General features: G+C 65.1%; 13 protein-coding genes and 1 tRNA gene. 11 read left to right on the top strand and 3 right to left on the bottom strand.

Translation table 11 applies throughout. The features are described 5' to 3' along the window. Nucleotides 1-239: 239 nt before the first annotated feature. The 3 genes from KXC42_RS14850 to KXC42_RS14840 all read left to right on the top strand — a co-directional run bounded on the left by KXC42_RS14850 (nt 240) and on the right by KXC42_RS14840 (nt 1,265). Nucleotides 240-662, top strand: a complete 423-nt coding sequence (locus KXC42_RS14850; protein WP_006554437.1) for a DUF3052 domain-containing protein — start codon at nt 240-242, stop codon at nt 660-662. Between the two features lie 31 nt (nt 663-693). Continuing rightward, nucleotides 694-1,158 (top strand): peroxiredoxin, encoded by a 465-nt coding sequence (locus KXC42_RS14845; RefSeq protein WP_019289828.1) that lies wholly within the window; start codon nt 694-696, stop codon nt 1,156-1,158. Between the two features lie 32 nt (nt 1,159-1,190). Further along, a tRNA-Val gene (locus KXC42_RS14840) sits at nt 1,191-1,265 on the top strand. An 82-nt stretch (nt 1,266-1,347) separates the two neighbouring features. On the opposite strand, the gene KXC42_RS14835 is transcribed toward KXC42_RS14840, so the two are convergent. Beyond that, on the bottom strand, nt 1,348-2,697 hold the full coding sequence (locus KXC42_RS14835) for a site-specific integrase (protein ID WP_219129213.1): 1,350 nt from the start codon (nt 2,695-2,697) through the stop codon (nt 1,348-1,350). Nucleotides 2,698-2,954: 257 nt separating this feature from the next. On the opposite strand from KXC42_RS14835, the gene KXC42_RS14830 reads away from it, so the two are divergent. From KXC42_RS14830 to KXC42_RS14820, 3 genes are all read left to right on the top strand, one after another. Continuing rightward, nucleotides 2,955-3,224, top strand: a complete 270-nt coding sequence (locus KXC42_RS14830) for a hypothetical protein (RefSeq protein WP_219129212.1) — start codon at nt 2,955-2,957, stop codon at nt 3,222-3,224. Nucleotides 3,225-3,335: 111 nt separating this feature from the next. Beyond that, on the top strand, nt 3,336-5,741 hold the full coding sequence (locus KXC42_RS14825; protein ID WP_219129211.1) for a bifunctional DNA primase/polymerase: 2,406 nt from the start codon (nt 3,336-3,338) through the stop codon (nt 5,739-5,741). Nucleotides 5,742-6,007: 266 nt separating this feature from the next. Next, on the top strand, nt 6,008-6,799 hold the full coding sequence (locus tag KXC42_RS14820; RefSeq protein ID WP_219129210.1) for a hypothetical protein: 792 nt from the start codon (nt 6,008-6,010) through the stop codon (nt 6,797-6,799). A gap of 137 nt (nt 6,800-6,936) precedes the next feature. Here KXC42_RS14820 and KXC42_RS14815 read toward each other — a convergent pair whose 3' ends face one another. Next, entirely contained in the window at nt 6,937-7,083 is a 147-nt protein-coding gene (locus KXC42_RS14815; RefSeq protein WP_219129209.1) for a hypothetical protein, read from the bottom strand. Nucleotides 7,084-7,656: 573 nt separating this feature from the next. Between KXC42_RS14815 and istA the strand changes: the two genes are divergently transcribed. From istA to KXC42_RS14790, 5 genes are all read left to right on the top strand, one after another. Then, nucleotides 7,657-9,315 (top strand): IS21 family transposase, encoded by a 1,659-nt coding sequence (gene istA, locus KXC42_RS14810; RefSeq protein WP_257605819.1) that lies wholly within the window; start codon nt 7,657-7,659, stop codon nt 9,313-9,315. Then, nucleotides 9,312-10,070: an ATP-binding protein gene (locus tag KXC42_RS14805; protein WP_007633699.1), complete on the top strand. Its 759-nt coding sequence runs from the start codon at nt 9,312-9,314 to the stop codon at nt 10,068-10,070. The genes istA and KXC42_RS14805 overlap by 4 nt, the downstream gene beginning before the upstream one ends. Before the next feature lie 23 nt (nt 10,071-10,093). Continuing rightward, on the top strand, nt 10,094-10,375 hold the full coding sequence (locus KXC42_RS14800; RefSeq protein WP_219129208.1) for a hypothetical protein: 282 nt from the start codon (nt 10,094-10,096) through the stop codon (nt 10,373-10,375). Nucleotides 10,376-10,391: 16 nt separating this feature from the next. Next, nucleotides 10,392-11,135, top strand: coding sequence for a hypothetical protein (locus KXC42_RS14795; protein ID WP_219129207.1), 744 nt, complete (start codon nt 10,392-10,394; stop codon nt 11,133-11,135). A gap of 548 nt (nt 11,136-11,683) precedes the next feature. Further along, a complete protein-coding gene (locus tag KXC42_RS14790; protein WP_219129206.1) occupies nt 11,684-12,256 on the top strand; it encodes a hypothetical protein in 573 nt (190 codons plus the stop codon). A gap of 28 nt (nt 12,257-12,284) precedes the next feature. On the opposite strand, the gene KXC42_RS14785 is transcribed toward KXC42_RS14790, so the two are convergent. Next, entirely contained in the window at nt 12,285-13,415 is a 1,131-nt protein-coding gene (locus tag KXC42_RS14785) for a DUF4238 domain-containing protein (protein WP_219129205.1), read from the bottom strand. Between the last annotated feature and the right edge of the window lie 25 nt (nt 13,416-13,440).

Here is a 13,440-nt window from a genome sequence, read left to right as displayed (position 1 = left end):
AACATGATGCACCCCTCATCTTCCCCCATCCGCGACGAAGGATCACGCCGTGGCCCGGCCAACAGGACGGAACGGACACCGTGCGAGGCGGTGCAATGGGTCCCTCTGGAAAGATTCTCCCGCTTTTCCCAGCGATTCGGGTTGCGTTGAGGCCCGCAACGATGTTCGCTTTGACCAATTGATCGTCACGCCGGTACGCGGATCCGATTCGCGCACCACAACCCTTAGGAGGAGCCACCGTGGTCGCCGCGGCGGATGCCAAGAACTATGTCTCCAAGCTCGGTATCACTCACGACCACGTGGTGCAGGAACTCGGTTGGGACGAGGACACCGACGACGAGTTGAGAGCTGCGATCGAAGAGGTCACCGGTACCGAGCTGCTCGACGAGGATTCCGACGAGGTCGTCGACGTCGTGCTGCTGTGGTGGCGCGACAGCGACGGCGACCTGGTCGACGCCCTCATGGACGCGATCGGCCCCCTCGCCGACGAGGGCGTCGTGTGGGTGCTCACCCCCAAGACCGGGCGCCCCGATCACGTCGAGCCCAGCGAGATCGCCGAGTCGGCCGCCACAGCCGGCCTCACCCAGACCACGGCCACCAACCTCGGTGACTGGATCGGCAGCCGCCTCGTCCAGCCCAAGGCCGGCCGTCCCCGCCGCTGAACCGGCTCCCGGAACGTAAGGATCCATACGCATGCCGATCGCCGTGGGCGCCGAAGCCCCCGATTTCACTCTCAAGGACCAGAACAACCAGGAGGTGACGCTGTCGAGCTTTCGGGGCAGCAAGAACGTGCTCCTGGTGTTCTACCCCCTCGCCTTCACCGGCGTCTGCCAGGGCGAACTGTGCGCCGTCCGCGACGACCTGCCCACCTTCGAGAACGACGACACCGCCATCCTCGCGGTGTCGGTCGGCCCGTCGCCGAGCCACAAGATCTGGGCAGCCGAGCAGGGCTACACCTTCCCGCTGCTGTCCGACTTCTGGCCGCACGGCGAGGTCGCGCAGGCCTACGGAGTGTTCAACGACAAGTTCGGTTTCGCGAACCGCGGCACGTTCGTCATCGACAAGGACGGCATCGTGCAGTTCGCGGAGGAGAACCAGCCCGGAGAGGCCCGTGACCAGGGAGCTTGGGCCAGAGCGCTCGCCGCGCTAAAGTCCTGATGCGAAGTCGGCGGCATCTGCCGCCGTCTTTCGGGCGTGTAGCTCAGTGGTAGAGCTCTGGTTTTACACACCAGCGGTCGGGGGTTCGAAACCCTCCGCGCCCACCAGTGCTAGTGCAGGTCAGGCGGTTTTTCGGGGTTCGGAGTGGGACCGCAGTACCCTCCCAGACCGCAGCGAGACCGCAGCACTTCAGCTCGAGCTTGGTTCGAGGGGGTCGGCCGCGGGTTGTGCGGCCGAAGAATCGTCGGTGTCGTCGTCGCCTGAGTCTCCCTCGTCCTGCCCTCCGGTGTCGAGCGCAGCGAATGCGGCATCGAGCCGATCCGCCGCCGACGTGAGGTCTTCCTCGAACAGATAGCCGTAAATGTCGAGGGTGATGGACGGCCGCGCGTGCCCTAGTTGGCGCTGCACCACGTAGATGCTCGCGCCCTGTCCGATGGCTGTCGCCGCATAGCAGTGCCGCAAGTCGTGCACGGTAAGCGGACCGAGCCCGGCTTTCCTCACGGCGGGGGAGAGCACCCGTTTGGACCAATTGGTGCGGCGGGTGGGCTGTGATGGTCCCGACGCGTCCACGCCGCCCTGCTGGAACACGTAGGCATCTGCAGGGCGATCGGTGGTCAGCGTCTGGAGGCGCTCGGCGAGCGACTTGGGGAATGTGACCGTGCGAGGCTTGCCGGACTTGGGGGAGCCGACGTGCACGTGACCGTCCACCTCAGTAGCGCTGCGGACGATCCGCATGGTGCGCTTTGCGAAGTCGATGTCACCGACCCGCAGGCCGGCGAGTTCACCGAACCGCAGCCCGACCATGCCGAGCGTGAGGATCATGGTCCCGTCCTGCTCCGACCTGTCGTCGGCGATCTGAGTGAGGGTCCGCAGGTCGGCGAGCGAGATGATCCGCAGATCCTTGTGTTCGGCGTGCGTGGCCTTGGGCAGGCGGACGTCGGCGGCGGGGTTGCGCAGCAGCCGCCCGTCCCGTGTGGCGATCTTCAGGATCTGGTTGAGGACACCCCAGCACTCGGCAATCGACGATGCGGACTGTCCGCCTTGGCGAAGCTCCGCGACCCACTGCACGATGTCGGCGTGTTCGACGTCGGCGAGGCGTATGGCGCCCCAGCGGGGTTCTACGTGCTTTCTCCAACGGTTCAGGTAGCCGCCGCGCGTCGAGGGCTTCAACTGCTCGATGTGGGCTTTCCAGGTCTCGGCGATGGCGCCCACGGTGATGGACTGCCGGTCGTTGTGGATGAACTCGCCGCGGGTGACGTCGGCGGTCTGCTCGTCGAGCCAACGTTGAGCGTCGGCTTTCTTGGCGAACGATTTGCCGACCTCGCGGCCGTCTCGGGTGACGAAGCGGGCCTGCCAGCGCATGCCCTTGCCGTGCCGCGCGGTGGGGGTGCGTTGTTCGCGGCCGTTGCTGTCGAGGATCGGGTTGCCGTCGGCGTCTCGAAGGATTTGGTGGGAGTACCACCGGTCGACGATGCCGGATCGGACGTTGCGGCGAGTGGGTGTGCGGGTGGGTGATGTGTTGGGTTGTGGTGCGTTCACACGCCCCACAATAGCGCGTCCGACTACTGGTCTGACTGCGGTCGATACAACTAGCAAATAATGTTTGCGCAGGTAATGGCGTCGGTGGCTCGTTCGGCCTGTCTCGAATTAGCGCAAGTGCCCTCTGAACTGCGGTGTTGTCGGAGCTGGCACTTATTAGAGCAACTTTTTCTGACGGATTGAGTGATGTTGACATCGCTATTCGCCACGGTCTAGAAATATCCGCATCACCCCCTAAACGGAAACGAGACACCACCATGAACACCCCCTCGGCGACCAGCGCGCACCACCGCCTCATCACCGACATCCACCTCATCAACTCCAACACCCCCGACGACGCCCTCGTGAACCTCCACGTCGCCGCCGAATACGTCGGGCACACCGTCCCCTACATGCGGAACATGCGCGCCGACGGCCGCGGCCCTATCAGCCACCTCCGCGCGCGGCGCATCGTCTACCGCCTCGGCGACCTCCGCGCCTACAACGACCGGTACGCGCAGGCCACCACCGCAGGTGGCAACTACTAGCCGCGACCCGAGCACCACCCACCACACCGAGCACCACCCACCAGCACGCCCCGCCACCCACACCGAAGCGGGAAGGAGATCACCACACGCACAGAAGCGAGAAAGAGCGCCGTGACCGACACACAAATGCCGCTGTTCCCCCTCGACAGCGACGACACCGCCCGACCGGCCTTCCGCGTCGGCGACATCAACCCCACACTCACCGCGGCGCACGCACGCGGCGAGAAAGTCGCAGAAGCCTTCCGCGTCGCCACCACAGGATGGTCAGACCACGAGACGTACGGCGCCGCCGTCGAAGCCCTCACCGCGGCCGGACTGCACCTCTGCCTCGTCTACCCACCCGACACGCTGCCCGGAAACGAGAAAACCCCCGTATCCCGGCGCCACTGCCTCACCACCGAACAGCAGACCTCGAGCGACTACACCGCCCACGGCCGCAACCTCGACGCCGTCCACCTCGCCACCGACGACCCGCAGCGCATCGCCGAGATGACCGCCGAGTTTCTCCGCCACTACCCCGGAAAACTTCCCAACCTCGGCGTCCACCTGCACCCGTCCCGGCTCATCGTCGCCGACTACGACACCCCCACCCAGACCGCCGCGTTCGACAACGCCCGCCGGTTCGGAGACCGCGACGCCCACGCTGACCATCCCGGCCCCACCGTCACCACACCCGGCAAACGCGACGACAGCGGGGCATGGACACACTCGGACGGCGGGCACAGCTACTACGTCCTGCCCGACGGCATCGACGGAGACAACGCCGACGTCCCCATCAACGGCAGTACCGAAAAGTGGGCGATCCTCGGTGGCCCCGGCAAATACGTGATGCTGCCCGGCTCACGACGCACCGAAGGCCCCTACGAATACACCGGCACCCCCATCGACGTCGCCGGTCCGTGGCTTACCCGCAAACTCGCACGCCCCACCCGCAGCGCACGCAGCACCGGAGCGCGCGGTGTACGCACGGCTTCCCCGACGATGTCCGGCAGCGGGGGGGACACACCCCTCGATCATTGGAGCCGCGCGCACCCCTGGCACGAACTGCTCACCGCCGACGGATGGACCGACACCGGACCGAGTGGGTGCGGCTCCCACTGCACCCAATGGCAACACCCCGACGCCTCCTCGCCGCGCTCCGCCATCACCCACGGCGACGGCTGCACAGAGGGATACACCCCCGGCGACGACGGCGCATTCCCCCTCTACATGTTCAGTGGCTCCCACCCCACCCTCGAAGCAGGCCGCGCCTACACCCGCGCGCAATACGCACTCACCGCCCGCTACGGGGGCGATTGGGCGACGTTCCACCGGGAAGAGGACACCGCCAGCTACGAAGACCCCGCCACCCATACCGCCGCGGGTGCACTCATGCGATCCCTGTCGTCCTCGGTGCCCGCAGTCGGCACTCCCACTCCGCCCACCACGGTTTCGCCGGCCGCCGTCCCCACAGCGTCCACATCAGATCCCAGCACTTCCACGTCGCCCGTCCTACCGACGGAATTCGTGACCGGCGGTGACGCCATCCTCCGCGCCCCGTCCGTCCCGCCCGCCTGGTGGGGCGAAGGGTCCCTCGTCCTCGCCGCACGGGGCGAAGCACTCATGCTGTGCGGCACCTCCGGCCTCGGAAAGACCACCATCGCCGCCCAGCTCGTCCGGGCATCCATCGGACTCGACACGCACGTGCTCGGCCAGCCGGTAGTCCCTGCACGGCGGGTTCTCGTTCTCGCAATGGACCGTCCCCAGCAGATCACCCGCGCCTACGGCCGCATCTTCACCGAGCCCGACCACCCGACCATGCAGGAACGCCTCATCCTCCGGTTCGGACCGCCGTCCGTCGACATCGCACAGAACCCCGAAGAACTCCTCAACGTCTGCTATGCGGCGGGACTGAAAGCGGGGGACCGCCTCATCGTCGACTCCATCAAAGATGCCGCCATCGGCCTATCCGAGGACGCAGTCGGCGCGGGATACAACCGCGCGCGGCAGATCGTTCTGGCAGCGGGAATCGACATGCTCGAACTGCACCACATGACGAAACGGTCCGGCGACGGCTCCGGCACCCCACCCAAATCCCTCGCCGACGTGTTCGGCTCCGCCTGGCTCACCAACGGCGCAGGGTCCGTGCTCGTCCTCACCGGCGACGCAGGCGACACATACGTGACACTCAGCCACCTGAAACAGCCCATGTACGAGTTCGGCCCCCACACGCTCCGCCACGACCACGACACCGGACGCACCACCATCGACGGCGCGACCGACGTCACCGAGATCGTGCGGACGGCGGGGGTGATGGGGGTGACCGCCAAAGACGTCGCCGTCGTCATGTTCGGCACCTCCGTCCCCACCCGCAACCAAGTCGACAAGGCACGCCGCAAACTCGCCGCACTCACCACCAAAGGGGTGCTGCTCGAGCACAAGGGCGCACCCGGCGGGGGAGGTGGCGGGGGACGTAGCCCGAGCACATGGACGGTCGCACTCGCCGCCGTTCCCGGCGGGGGCACGACAAGCAAATAACCACGACGGCGGGGCATGTGCGCACCCCATGTGCGTACCCCGACCCAAGTGCGGACCCATGTGCGGGGCTTTTTCGTGCCACTTCGCGCGACCAAGTGCGCGTCTCGCATTTCCGCTGGTCAAGCAAGTGCGCGACCAAGTGCGGGCATGTGCGCACCCAAGTGCGTTTTCTCTCCCCCCTATAGGGGGGGAGAAACGCACAAACCCAAAAGAAGATCCGGCAACCACCCCCCGGCCGTCCTCGAACACACATACCGAAAGGCGCGATGATGAAGAAGATCGGAACGGGTAGGGCCACGGTGGGCACTGCTCCCAAAGCGTGGTGGGGAAGCGAGTCGATCCCTCTCGCCCGCCGCGCACCGGAAACCCCCTCGCAGGGCAGCATCACTGCCATCTGCGGCCCGGAGGGCATCGGGAAAGCGATCCTTGCCGCCCGCCTCATGCGAGCCTCGCTCGGGCTCCCGAACCCCGACGCCCTCGGACAACCCGTCACCGCTGCGAACCGCGTCGTGGTCCTCATGGCCTACTACTCGCTGCACTACGGAAAGTCAGACGACGTGTACCGTCGCGCGCTTTCGCCCATCGAACGCGCAGACGTCGACCACCGTCTCACCATCGACATCAAAGGCGCCGCCGTGGTGCCGCCCAGCGAAGGGGAACTGCGCCACGCCATCACCACACAGACCCTCTATGACGTCTGCACCGCCGCCGGGTTACGGGAAGGGGACCGACTCATCATCGACACGGTCAACTGGCTCCTCGACTTCCGCAGCACCCCCCAGAACCTTGCCTATTGGAACGCTGCACGACAGAGAGTCCTTGCCGCCGGAATCGACATCATCGAGGTTCACGACCGCGGTACAGGTATCAACCCCTACCCGTTCGCAGTAGGCGCGAACTCAATCCTCGAGCTGACGGGCACGCCGGGCGCCCCACATGTGGAAATAACTCACGTGCAGCCGATCGATAAGCCGTTCGGTCCCTGCACGCTTCGCTACGACCACAGGAACGGCCGCGTGGAGACCGCTGTCGACTGGAGTGACATCACCGGACCGTAGACGCCGAGTGCACGAGCAGGACCACAACCCACGGAGCGGCTTCCGCCCTCAAATCCCCAGGGTCAACCCTCACTCACGCCTACGAGCCGCACAGCGCCAGAAAGGACCACACCGTGCGCATCATCGACGAACACCAGTCACCGGATGCACGCGCAAACCAACAGCGCATCCACGACGCCCTCGCCGACGGGAAGTGGCACAGCCTCGCCGAGATCCGCCGCCACCTGCCGCACCTCACCAACCGAGAAGTCGGCAATATCCTTGCCGGTGGTGCCCAAAAACACCCACCCTTATGGCAACGCGCCAACCTCGGCGATCGCAGCATGTACGCCGCACTCCCTCCGGAACCACCACGACACAGGCAACGGCGTCACCCGAAGTGGCCTCCGATGAACTTGCGAATACTGCCCGACGAAATCCACCGCCGTGCTCAACAGGTAGCCCCGCGTCACCTCAGTGACCGCACGCGCGACAAATGGGAACGCATGCAAGCCGCGGACCCCCACTTCACCCCACCGCTCTCGCTGGACACGCCACCGCCCCCGACGCCCCCTCCACCCCTCCGGCTGCCACCGCCTATCCCGCGCACCGCTACGGCAAGACAGGGCGGCCGACGCGCTCGAGCCGCACGACGCGCGCGGCACTATCGCAAACAGGCAGACCGTAACCGCCGCACCCGCACCGGATTCACGGCCGGGCACCACCAGGTCCTTGTTAGGGACGTGCTTCGGATAGCAGGGTTCTGATGATCGGGTAGCGCGAGTATGAGCATCGGATAGCGGTGCCGGTCCTCGTGTGCTCGTGTCGGTTCTACGCGTGGCAACCAGGCTGCGCGTGGATCCGAACAGGAGGCACGGGTGACTGATTACCGATTGGTGATGTCGCTACTGCTGCAGGACAGGTCCTACCGGGACATCGAGGCGATCGCGGGTTGCTCGCATCGCACGGTCGCGAAGGCGAAGAAGGTCTGCCACGAGCACGGGTTGACCGCCACGAGCCAGGTCGAGGCGCTCAGCGTCGAGGAGATCGACGTCTTGTTCGCCGATGGGCGCAAGACGCCGTCGAAGGAGTTCGTCGCCTTCGACGTGGCGGCTGCCGTGAAGAAGCGCACGGGCAAGAAGAAGCTGCCGCTGCGGGTGCTGTGGGCCAACTACCTCGACACTGACGGCACGCCGGGGCAGCGGCACTACAGCTACCAGCGGTTCTGCCAGATCATCGGCGAGTACGTCGAGGTCAACGAGCTGACGATGCGGATCACGCACGTGCCCGGGCACACGATGCAGGTCGACTGGGCGGGCACGAAGATGGCCATCTTCGATCCCGTCACCGGCACCAAGACCACAGTGTCGGTGTTCGTGGCATCGCTGCCGTACTCGGGGATGGTCTTCGCCTGCGGCTGCCTGGACGAGAAGATGCCGAACTGGCTCGACGCGCACTTGCAGGCGTTCGAGTACTTCGGCGGCGCGGCGCAGGTGATCGTCCCGGACAACGCCTCGACGGCGTCGAACCAGATCGCCCGCGGTGACCGGGCCCGCGAGGTCAACCGTGAGTACCGTGACTTCCTCGAGTATCACCAGACCGCTGCCGTGCCCACTCGGCCGGTGCGCCCGACAGACAAGGGGCACGTCGAGGCTGGGGTGAAGGTGGTGACGAACTGGGTGATCGGACGGCTGGCCGATCGGCGGTTCGCTAGCCTGGATGATGCGAACGAGGCGATCGCCGCCGAGGTCGAGGCGATCAACGACCGGACCCCGTTCCGCGGCCAGAAGACCAGCCGCCGGGAGCTGTTCACCGAGCACGAGCAGTCGGAACTGTTCGACCTTCCCGAGGCCCGCTGGCAGCCAGTCATCTGGAAGAAGTCCAAGGTCAACAGGGATTACCACGTGGAGATCGCCACGGTGAAGTACTCGGTGCCCTACACCTTCGCTGGCCAGCACGTCGATGTGAAGATCACCGGCCCCACGCTCACTGTCATGGCTGGCGGGGAGGTCATCGCCTCCCACGCCGTCTCCGGTAGGCGGCACGCCTTCGTGACCGACCCTGACCATGTTCCCGCGCAGCATCTGCAGTCATCGGACCTGTGGTCGCGGGCGTATTTCGTGCGCCAGGCCCACAAGATCGGACCGCACACCGTGGCCGCGATCAGTGAGGTCCTGGATCGCCAGCGGATCGAGGCTCAGGGCTACCGCTCGTGCCAGAACATCCTCGCCCTGGCCCGCGGGGACAACAAGATGCTGCTCGAGCGGGCCTGCGGGCAGCTGGTCTCCGAGACCTCACGCCGGGCGATCAGCTACACCGCCGTCAAGCAGCAGCTGGCGGCCCTGAGGGCCCAGGCCGCCGCTCGACCCACCACCACGACCGCAGCGACGACGCCGGCGACCGCAACGCCTGTAGCGGTACCGCCGGATCGGCGAGATACCACCGGGGCGCATCTGGCCGGGCCGGAGCAGTTCAGCCTCGCCGTCCTCACCGGAGGCCCGAGCAGCGGCACCGCGGGGCGGGAGGAGCTGCAGTGACTGATCGTCATCTCACCGACGCCGACATGCCACTGTTCACCCAGTTGCGGATGACCGCGTTCGGCCAGACCGTCATCGACTTGGCCAACGATCCCGCCTGCGACGAGTGGACCTTCTCGGAGAAGATCTTCCACGCCCTGGACAAAGAGATCACGGCCAGGCAGGAACGCCGGACCCAGAAACTACTCAAGGCCTCCAGATCGCCAAACCCTGATGCTTGCGTAGAAGAGATCCGCTACCTGCCTGACCGCAACGTCAACCGCGAGCTAATCGCACGACTTTCCAGCTGTCAATGGATCGACGCCACCCGCAATCTCGTCGTGCTCGGCCAGTCCAGCGTGGGCAAGACCTACCTCGCCCAGGCGCTGCTCAATGCCGCGTGCCGAAAGTACTACACCGCGAGGTTCTTCCGGCTCGACGACCTGGCCAACCGGCTCGCCGTGCTGGAGCCGACCTCGCAGCGCAGGCTGGACTTCCTCACTGATCTGCACAACTGCGACCTGCTGGTTCTCGATGACTTCCTGACCACGCCGGTGGCTCCGCACACCGCGGCGGAGCTGCTCAACATCCTTGCCGCTCGGGAAGGGCGGGGCTCGACGCTGGTGACCTCGCAGTTCGATCCGCCAGATTGGTACAAGTCGCTCCAAGACGCGGTCATCGCCGAATCGATCCTCAACCGGATCGTCGCCGGCGCCGAGATCATCGCCCTCGACGGCCCGAACATGAGACGGCACCTCGCCACGGCAACGCCATAGCGGCCCAGCGGTCGGACGGGCAGATGCCGCTATCCGATGCCCGTCCGACCGCTACCCGATCATCAGAACCGCGCTTTCCGAAAGGCGTCCCAAACAAGGTCCTCACCGACCCCACCCTCGCCAAGTTCCGGGACACCCTCGAACGGCTGCACCGCAATGCGCGCGGCATCCACGCCAAACACGACGCCCCCGCCGCCCCCGCAGACGACTGCCTCGAGTGGCTCATCGACGCCGCCCTCGTCGACCTCACCGACCTGTGCACCCCGCAGGAACGCCGCCGCCTCACCGTCAACCGCTACCTCTGAACAGGCAGGACACGACATGACCACTACGCAGAACGCCCGCTACGACGCCACCGAAGCCGCGAGCATCCTCACCGCACTGCTCACCGAATCCGGCATCGACGCACCCACGGTGACCAAAGTCCGCGACGAAATCAACGACATCGCCACTCAACGCAACGCGGCTCTCGCCGAGCTCGCCGACGCACTCCGGCCCACCGACGTCGACACCCTCGCCGAAGCCATCGCCAACGGCGACCGCGCCGTCATGCAGACCATCGCCCGCGCCCTCACCCGCAAAGACGAGAAGGATTACAAGCGGCTGGTCAACCGCGTGTCCTGGATCTACGACCGCCGCGCACACGAGCGACTCCGCAAACTCGGAGACCACCTCATCACCGAGCTTCTCGCCCCCTGGATGGACCGCACCATCACCGAGCTGGCGCCGCACGCCTCGGTGGTCGTTGAACACGGGCACCGTTCCGGACCCGCCGAGCTCAGTGACCCACACCAACACGCCTACGATGAAGCTGAACGCCTCACCGCACGGGCACACCACATCTGGAAGACGGCTGCCGTACTCCGCGCCCGTGGCGTCCTCACCGACCTGTCCGACAATGTCGACCACCGGTGGCTCGCGTTCCAGGCACCGCACCGCCTCGCCCCGCAAGCCAAAGCCCATCGCGAAACGTGGTGGCTGTCCTACGCCGTTGTACACGGTGCCAAGCCCGGTGTTTACGCGAGTCACACTGCTGGAACGCATCAGCGGGCAGTACCTGCGTGAACTGGTCCTGCAGAGTTGCTATGCCAAACTGCCTCGCATGAACAGCGAAGATCACATCGAGCTCCGGACGTCCATCAGAGACAAGCACGCCTTTTCACGCCCGGGTGACGTTCATGTTTTCGTGAATGGAACTCGCGTCGGGGGGGCTGTCCTTTGGGGTGTACGACGATGACTGCGTCGTGGAGACGCTGCAGTACTCAATTCCGGAGGAGTACCGCGGGCAAGGTCTTGGAATCGCCCTGTTCATGGAGCTCCTGAGGGAACTACCCGAATACGAGGTCCGCGTCAGCGATTGGGAACCCACATCGGACGGTGCTCGGTTGATCAAGGCCATTCGCGAGGGAAATCCAGCCAAGGGGCGGCCACCTCTCCCGTACCACTTTCCAGCTTGTTTTCTGCCTGGCAAAGGATGCGAGTGTCCGCTGGGCGGTCGAACTAGGGTCGAAGGAGCAGGTGAAACCCTCGGCTAGGGCAACCTCTAGGAGGCGCTTCTCCTTGACCGGAACCTCCGCGGGGAGTGCAGGCCGGAGGTGTTGTTTGATCGTCCTATGAAGGATGACTTACGGGCGCGCACGGAAGACAAGCTCTCTCCAGAGTCCGTCACCCAATCCTTGATTCAGGCCGGTGCGCTGCTCACTGGCTACGAGCTGGTCAAATCCTCGATCCTTGACGGAGTCCGCGACTTCTTCATCATCGGGTTCGACGAGGCTGGGATGACGATCTCCCCCGAGTATCAGAAGGTCCTAGCCTTGGAGCCCAAGAACAAGTTCAGAGCTTCGGTTGCTTGGTTGATCGAAATGGAAGCTCTGAAGCCGGAACATGCCGAGACGCTCGAACGCATCCGCGACCACCGAGGTGAAGTCGCCCACGAGTTGGCTCGATTGCTCATTGATCCAGATGCCGGCGTGGACGTGAGTTTGCTTAAGGACCTTCGCGACTGCATGCATGCCTTGGACCGCTTTTGGGGCAGCATCGAAGTCGACATCAACCCGGATTTCGACGGCACCGAGGTCGATCTCGACGCGATTCGTAGTGGTAGTGGCCTGCTCCTGGACTACCTGTGCGACCTCAGTGGTCTCGACGGTGAATCTTCGGAGAGCAAGCCGCGAGGTGACTCCTGACGACGGTGCCAGGCACCGGTTTGTGCGCTCACCAGTAGATCCAGCGCTGAAATGCCCACTCGGGTCCCTCTTCGCTTACCCACCGTGGTGGGGGAGCCACATACTCCGCGAACGTAGAAGACGCGGATGGGTCGATGTGTGATCGTTGAGGCACGCGTATCGTCTCGGCGATCCCGCTCCCAGGTCTTTCGAACATGTGCTGTAGGGAAGCCGCAGCGACTTCGAAGTTGGTCGAGTTCACGTCGTCCGTGCCGAGCTCAAACGGGCCACTTGGACGACAACGTATGCGGTCCGCAATGGCAATCGCATGGTGCGGGTCGATCGGAAACAGAATCAATGGCGCGTTGTCCATCGTGTACGCCTGGGGATCGTTTCGCTTCCGCTTGGAGCCGAGATAGATGACCGGTTCATCACACGTTGCGAGGGGCGCTTCGGTGGAGAGAAGCCACCATGAACGACTGGTCGCCAGGCGGGGGACTACGGCACCCCGCCACACCTGGATCGAACTGTTGAGGATGCGAGCCGCGGCGCCGTTGGGAGCTTTACTGATCCGGGTTCGGCGCGCCAGCTTGCGTGCCATCCTGCGAACGATCTCTTCATGCTGAGAAGGGACGTAACGGACACCTTCCATCAGGCATAGCCGCTGCAGCATGTCCGGTTCGGACACCACTTCAGGCACGCCAAATCTCTCGATGGCGGCATCGATGTTCACCTCCATCTGTCTGCTCCGACGGGAGCGCTGGCTCTGCAGACCGATGAAGACTGCCAAGTCGAGGATCAACTTCTTGTCGTGCAGGCGACCCACACGCCTCTCGCTGACCTTCCGAAGCCACCACGCTGCATCGTTCTCCACCCGTGCCATGTGCTCCTCGAACCACATCTCCGGGGTGGCTACGGGGTCGATGTCATCCGCTGACATCTGATAGAAATCGGGCTCCCACTCGATGGAGTCAGGGTTCCGCGACTCGGCTTCCCCGCTGTCTACGTGCGTCCGAAGGACTCGCTTCTTCTCGGGGCCAGATTCCGGCCGCCAACGCCTTAGATACATCTGCGGCACCACGTGGTGCCTATGGGGCTGTTGCTCAGCCGCCTTGGCGCGAGCTCGATCCTTGGATCGGTTGATCTCGTCATCCGACAGCCACCTGTGGTCGAGGATCATGCGCACACACTAACGATCGTCCCTG

The organism is Rhodococcus sp. LW-XY12 (genome assembly GCF_019317345.1).
GTDB classification, from domain to species: domain Bacteria; phylum Actinomycetota; class Actinomycetes; order Mycobacteriales; family Mycobacteriaceae; genus Rhodococcus; species Rhodococcus pyridinivorans.
This window is presented reverse-complemented; position numbering and strand designations above follow the sequence as displayed.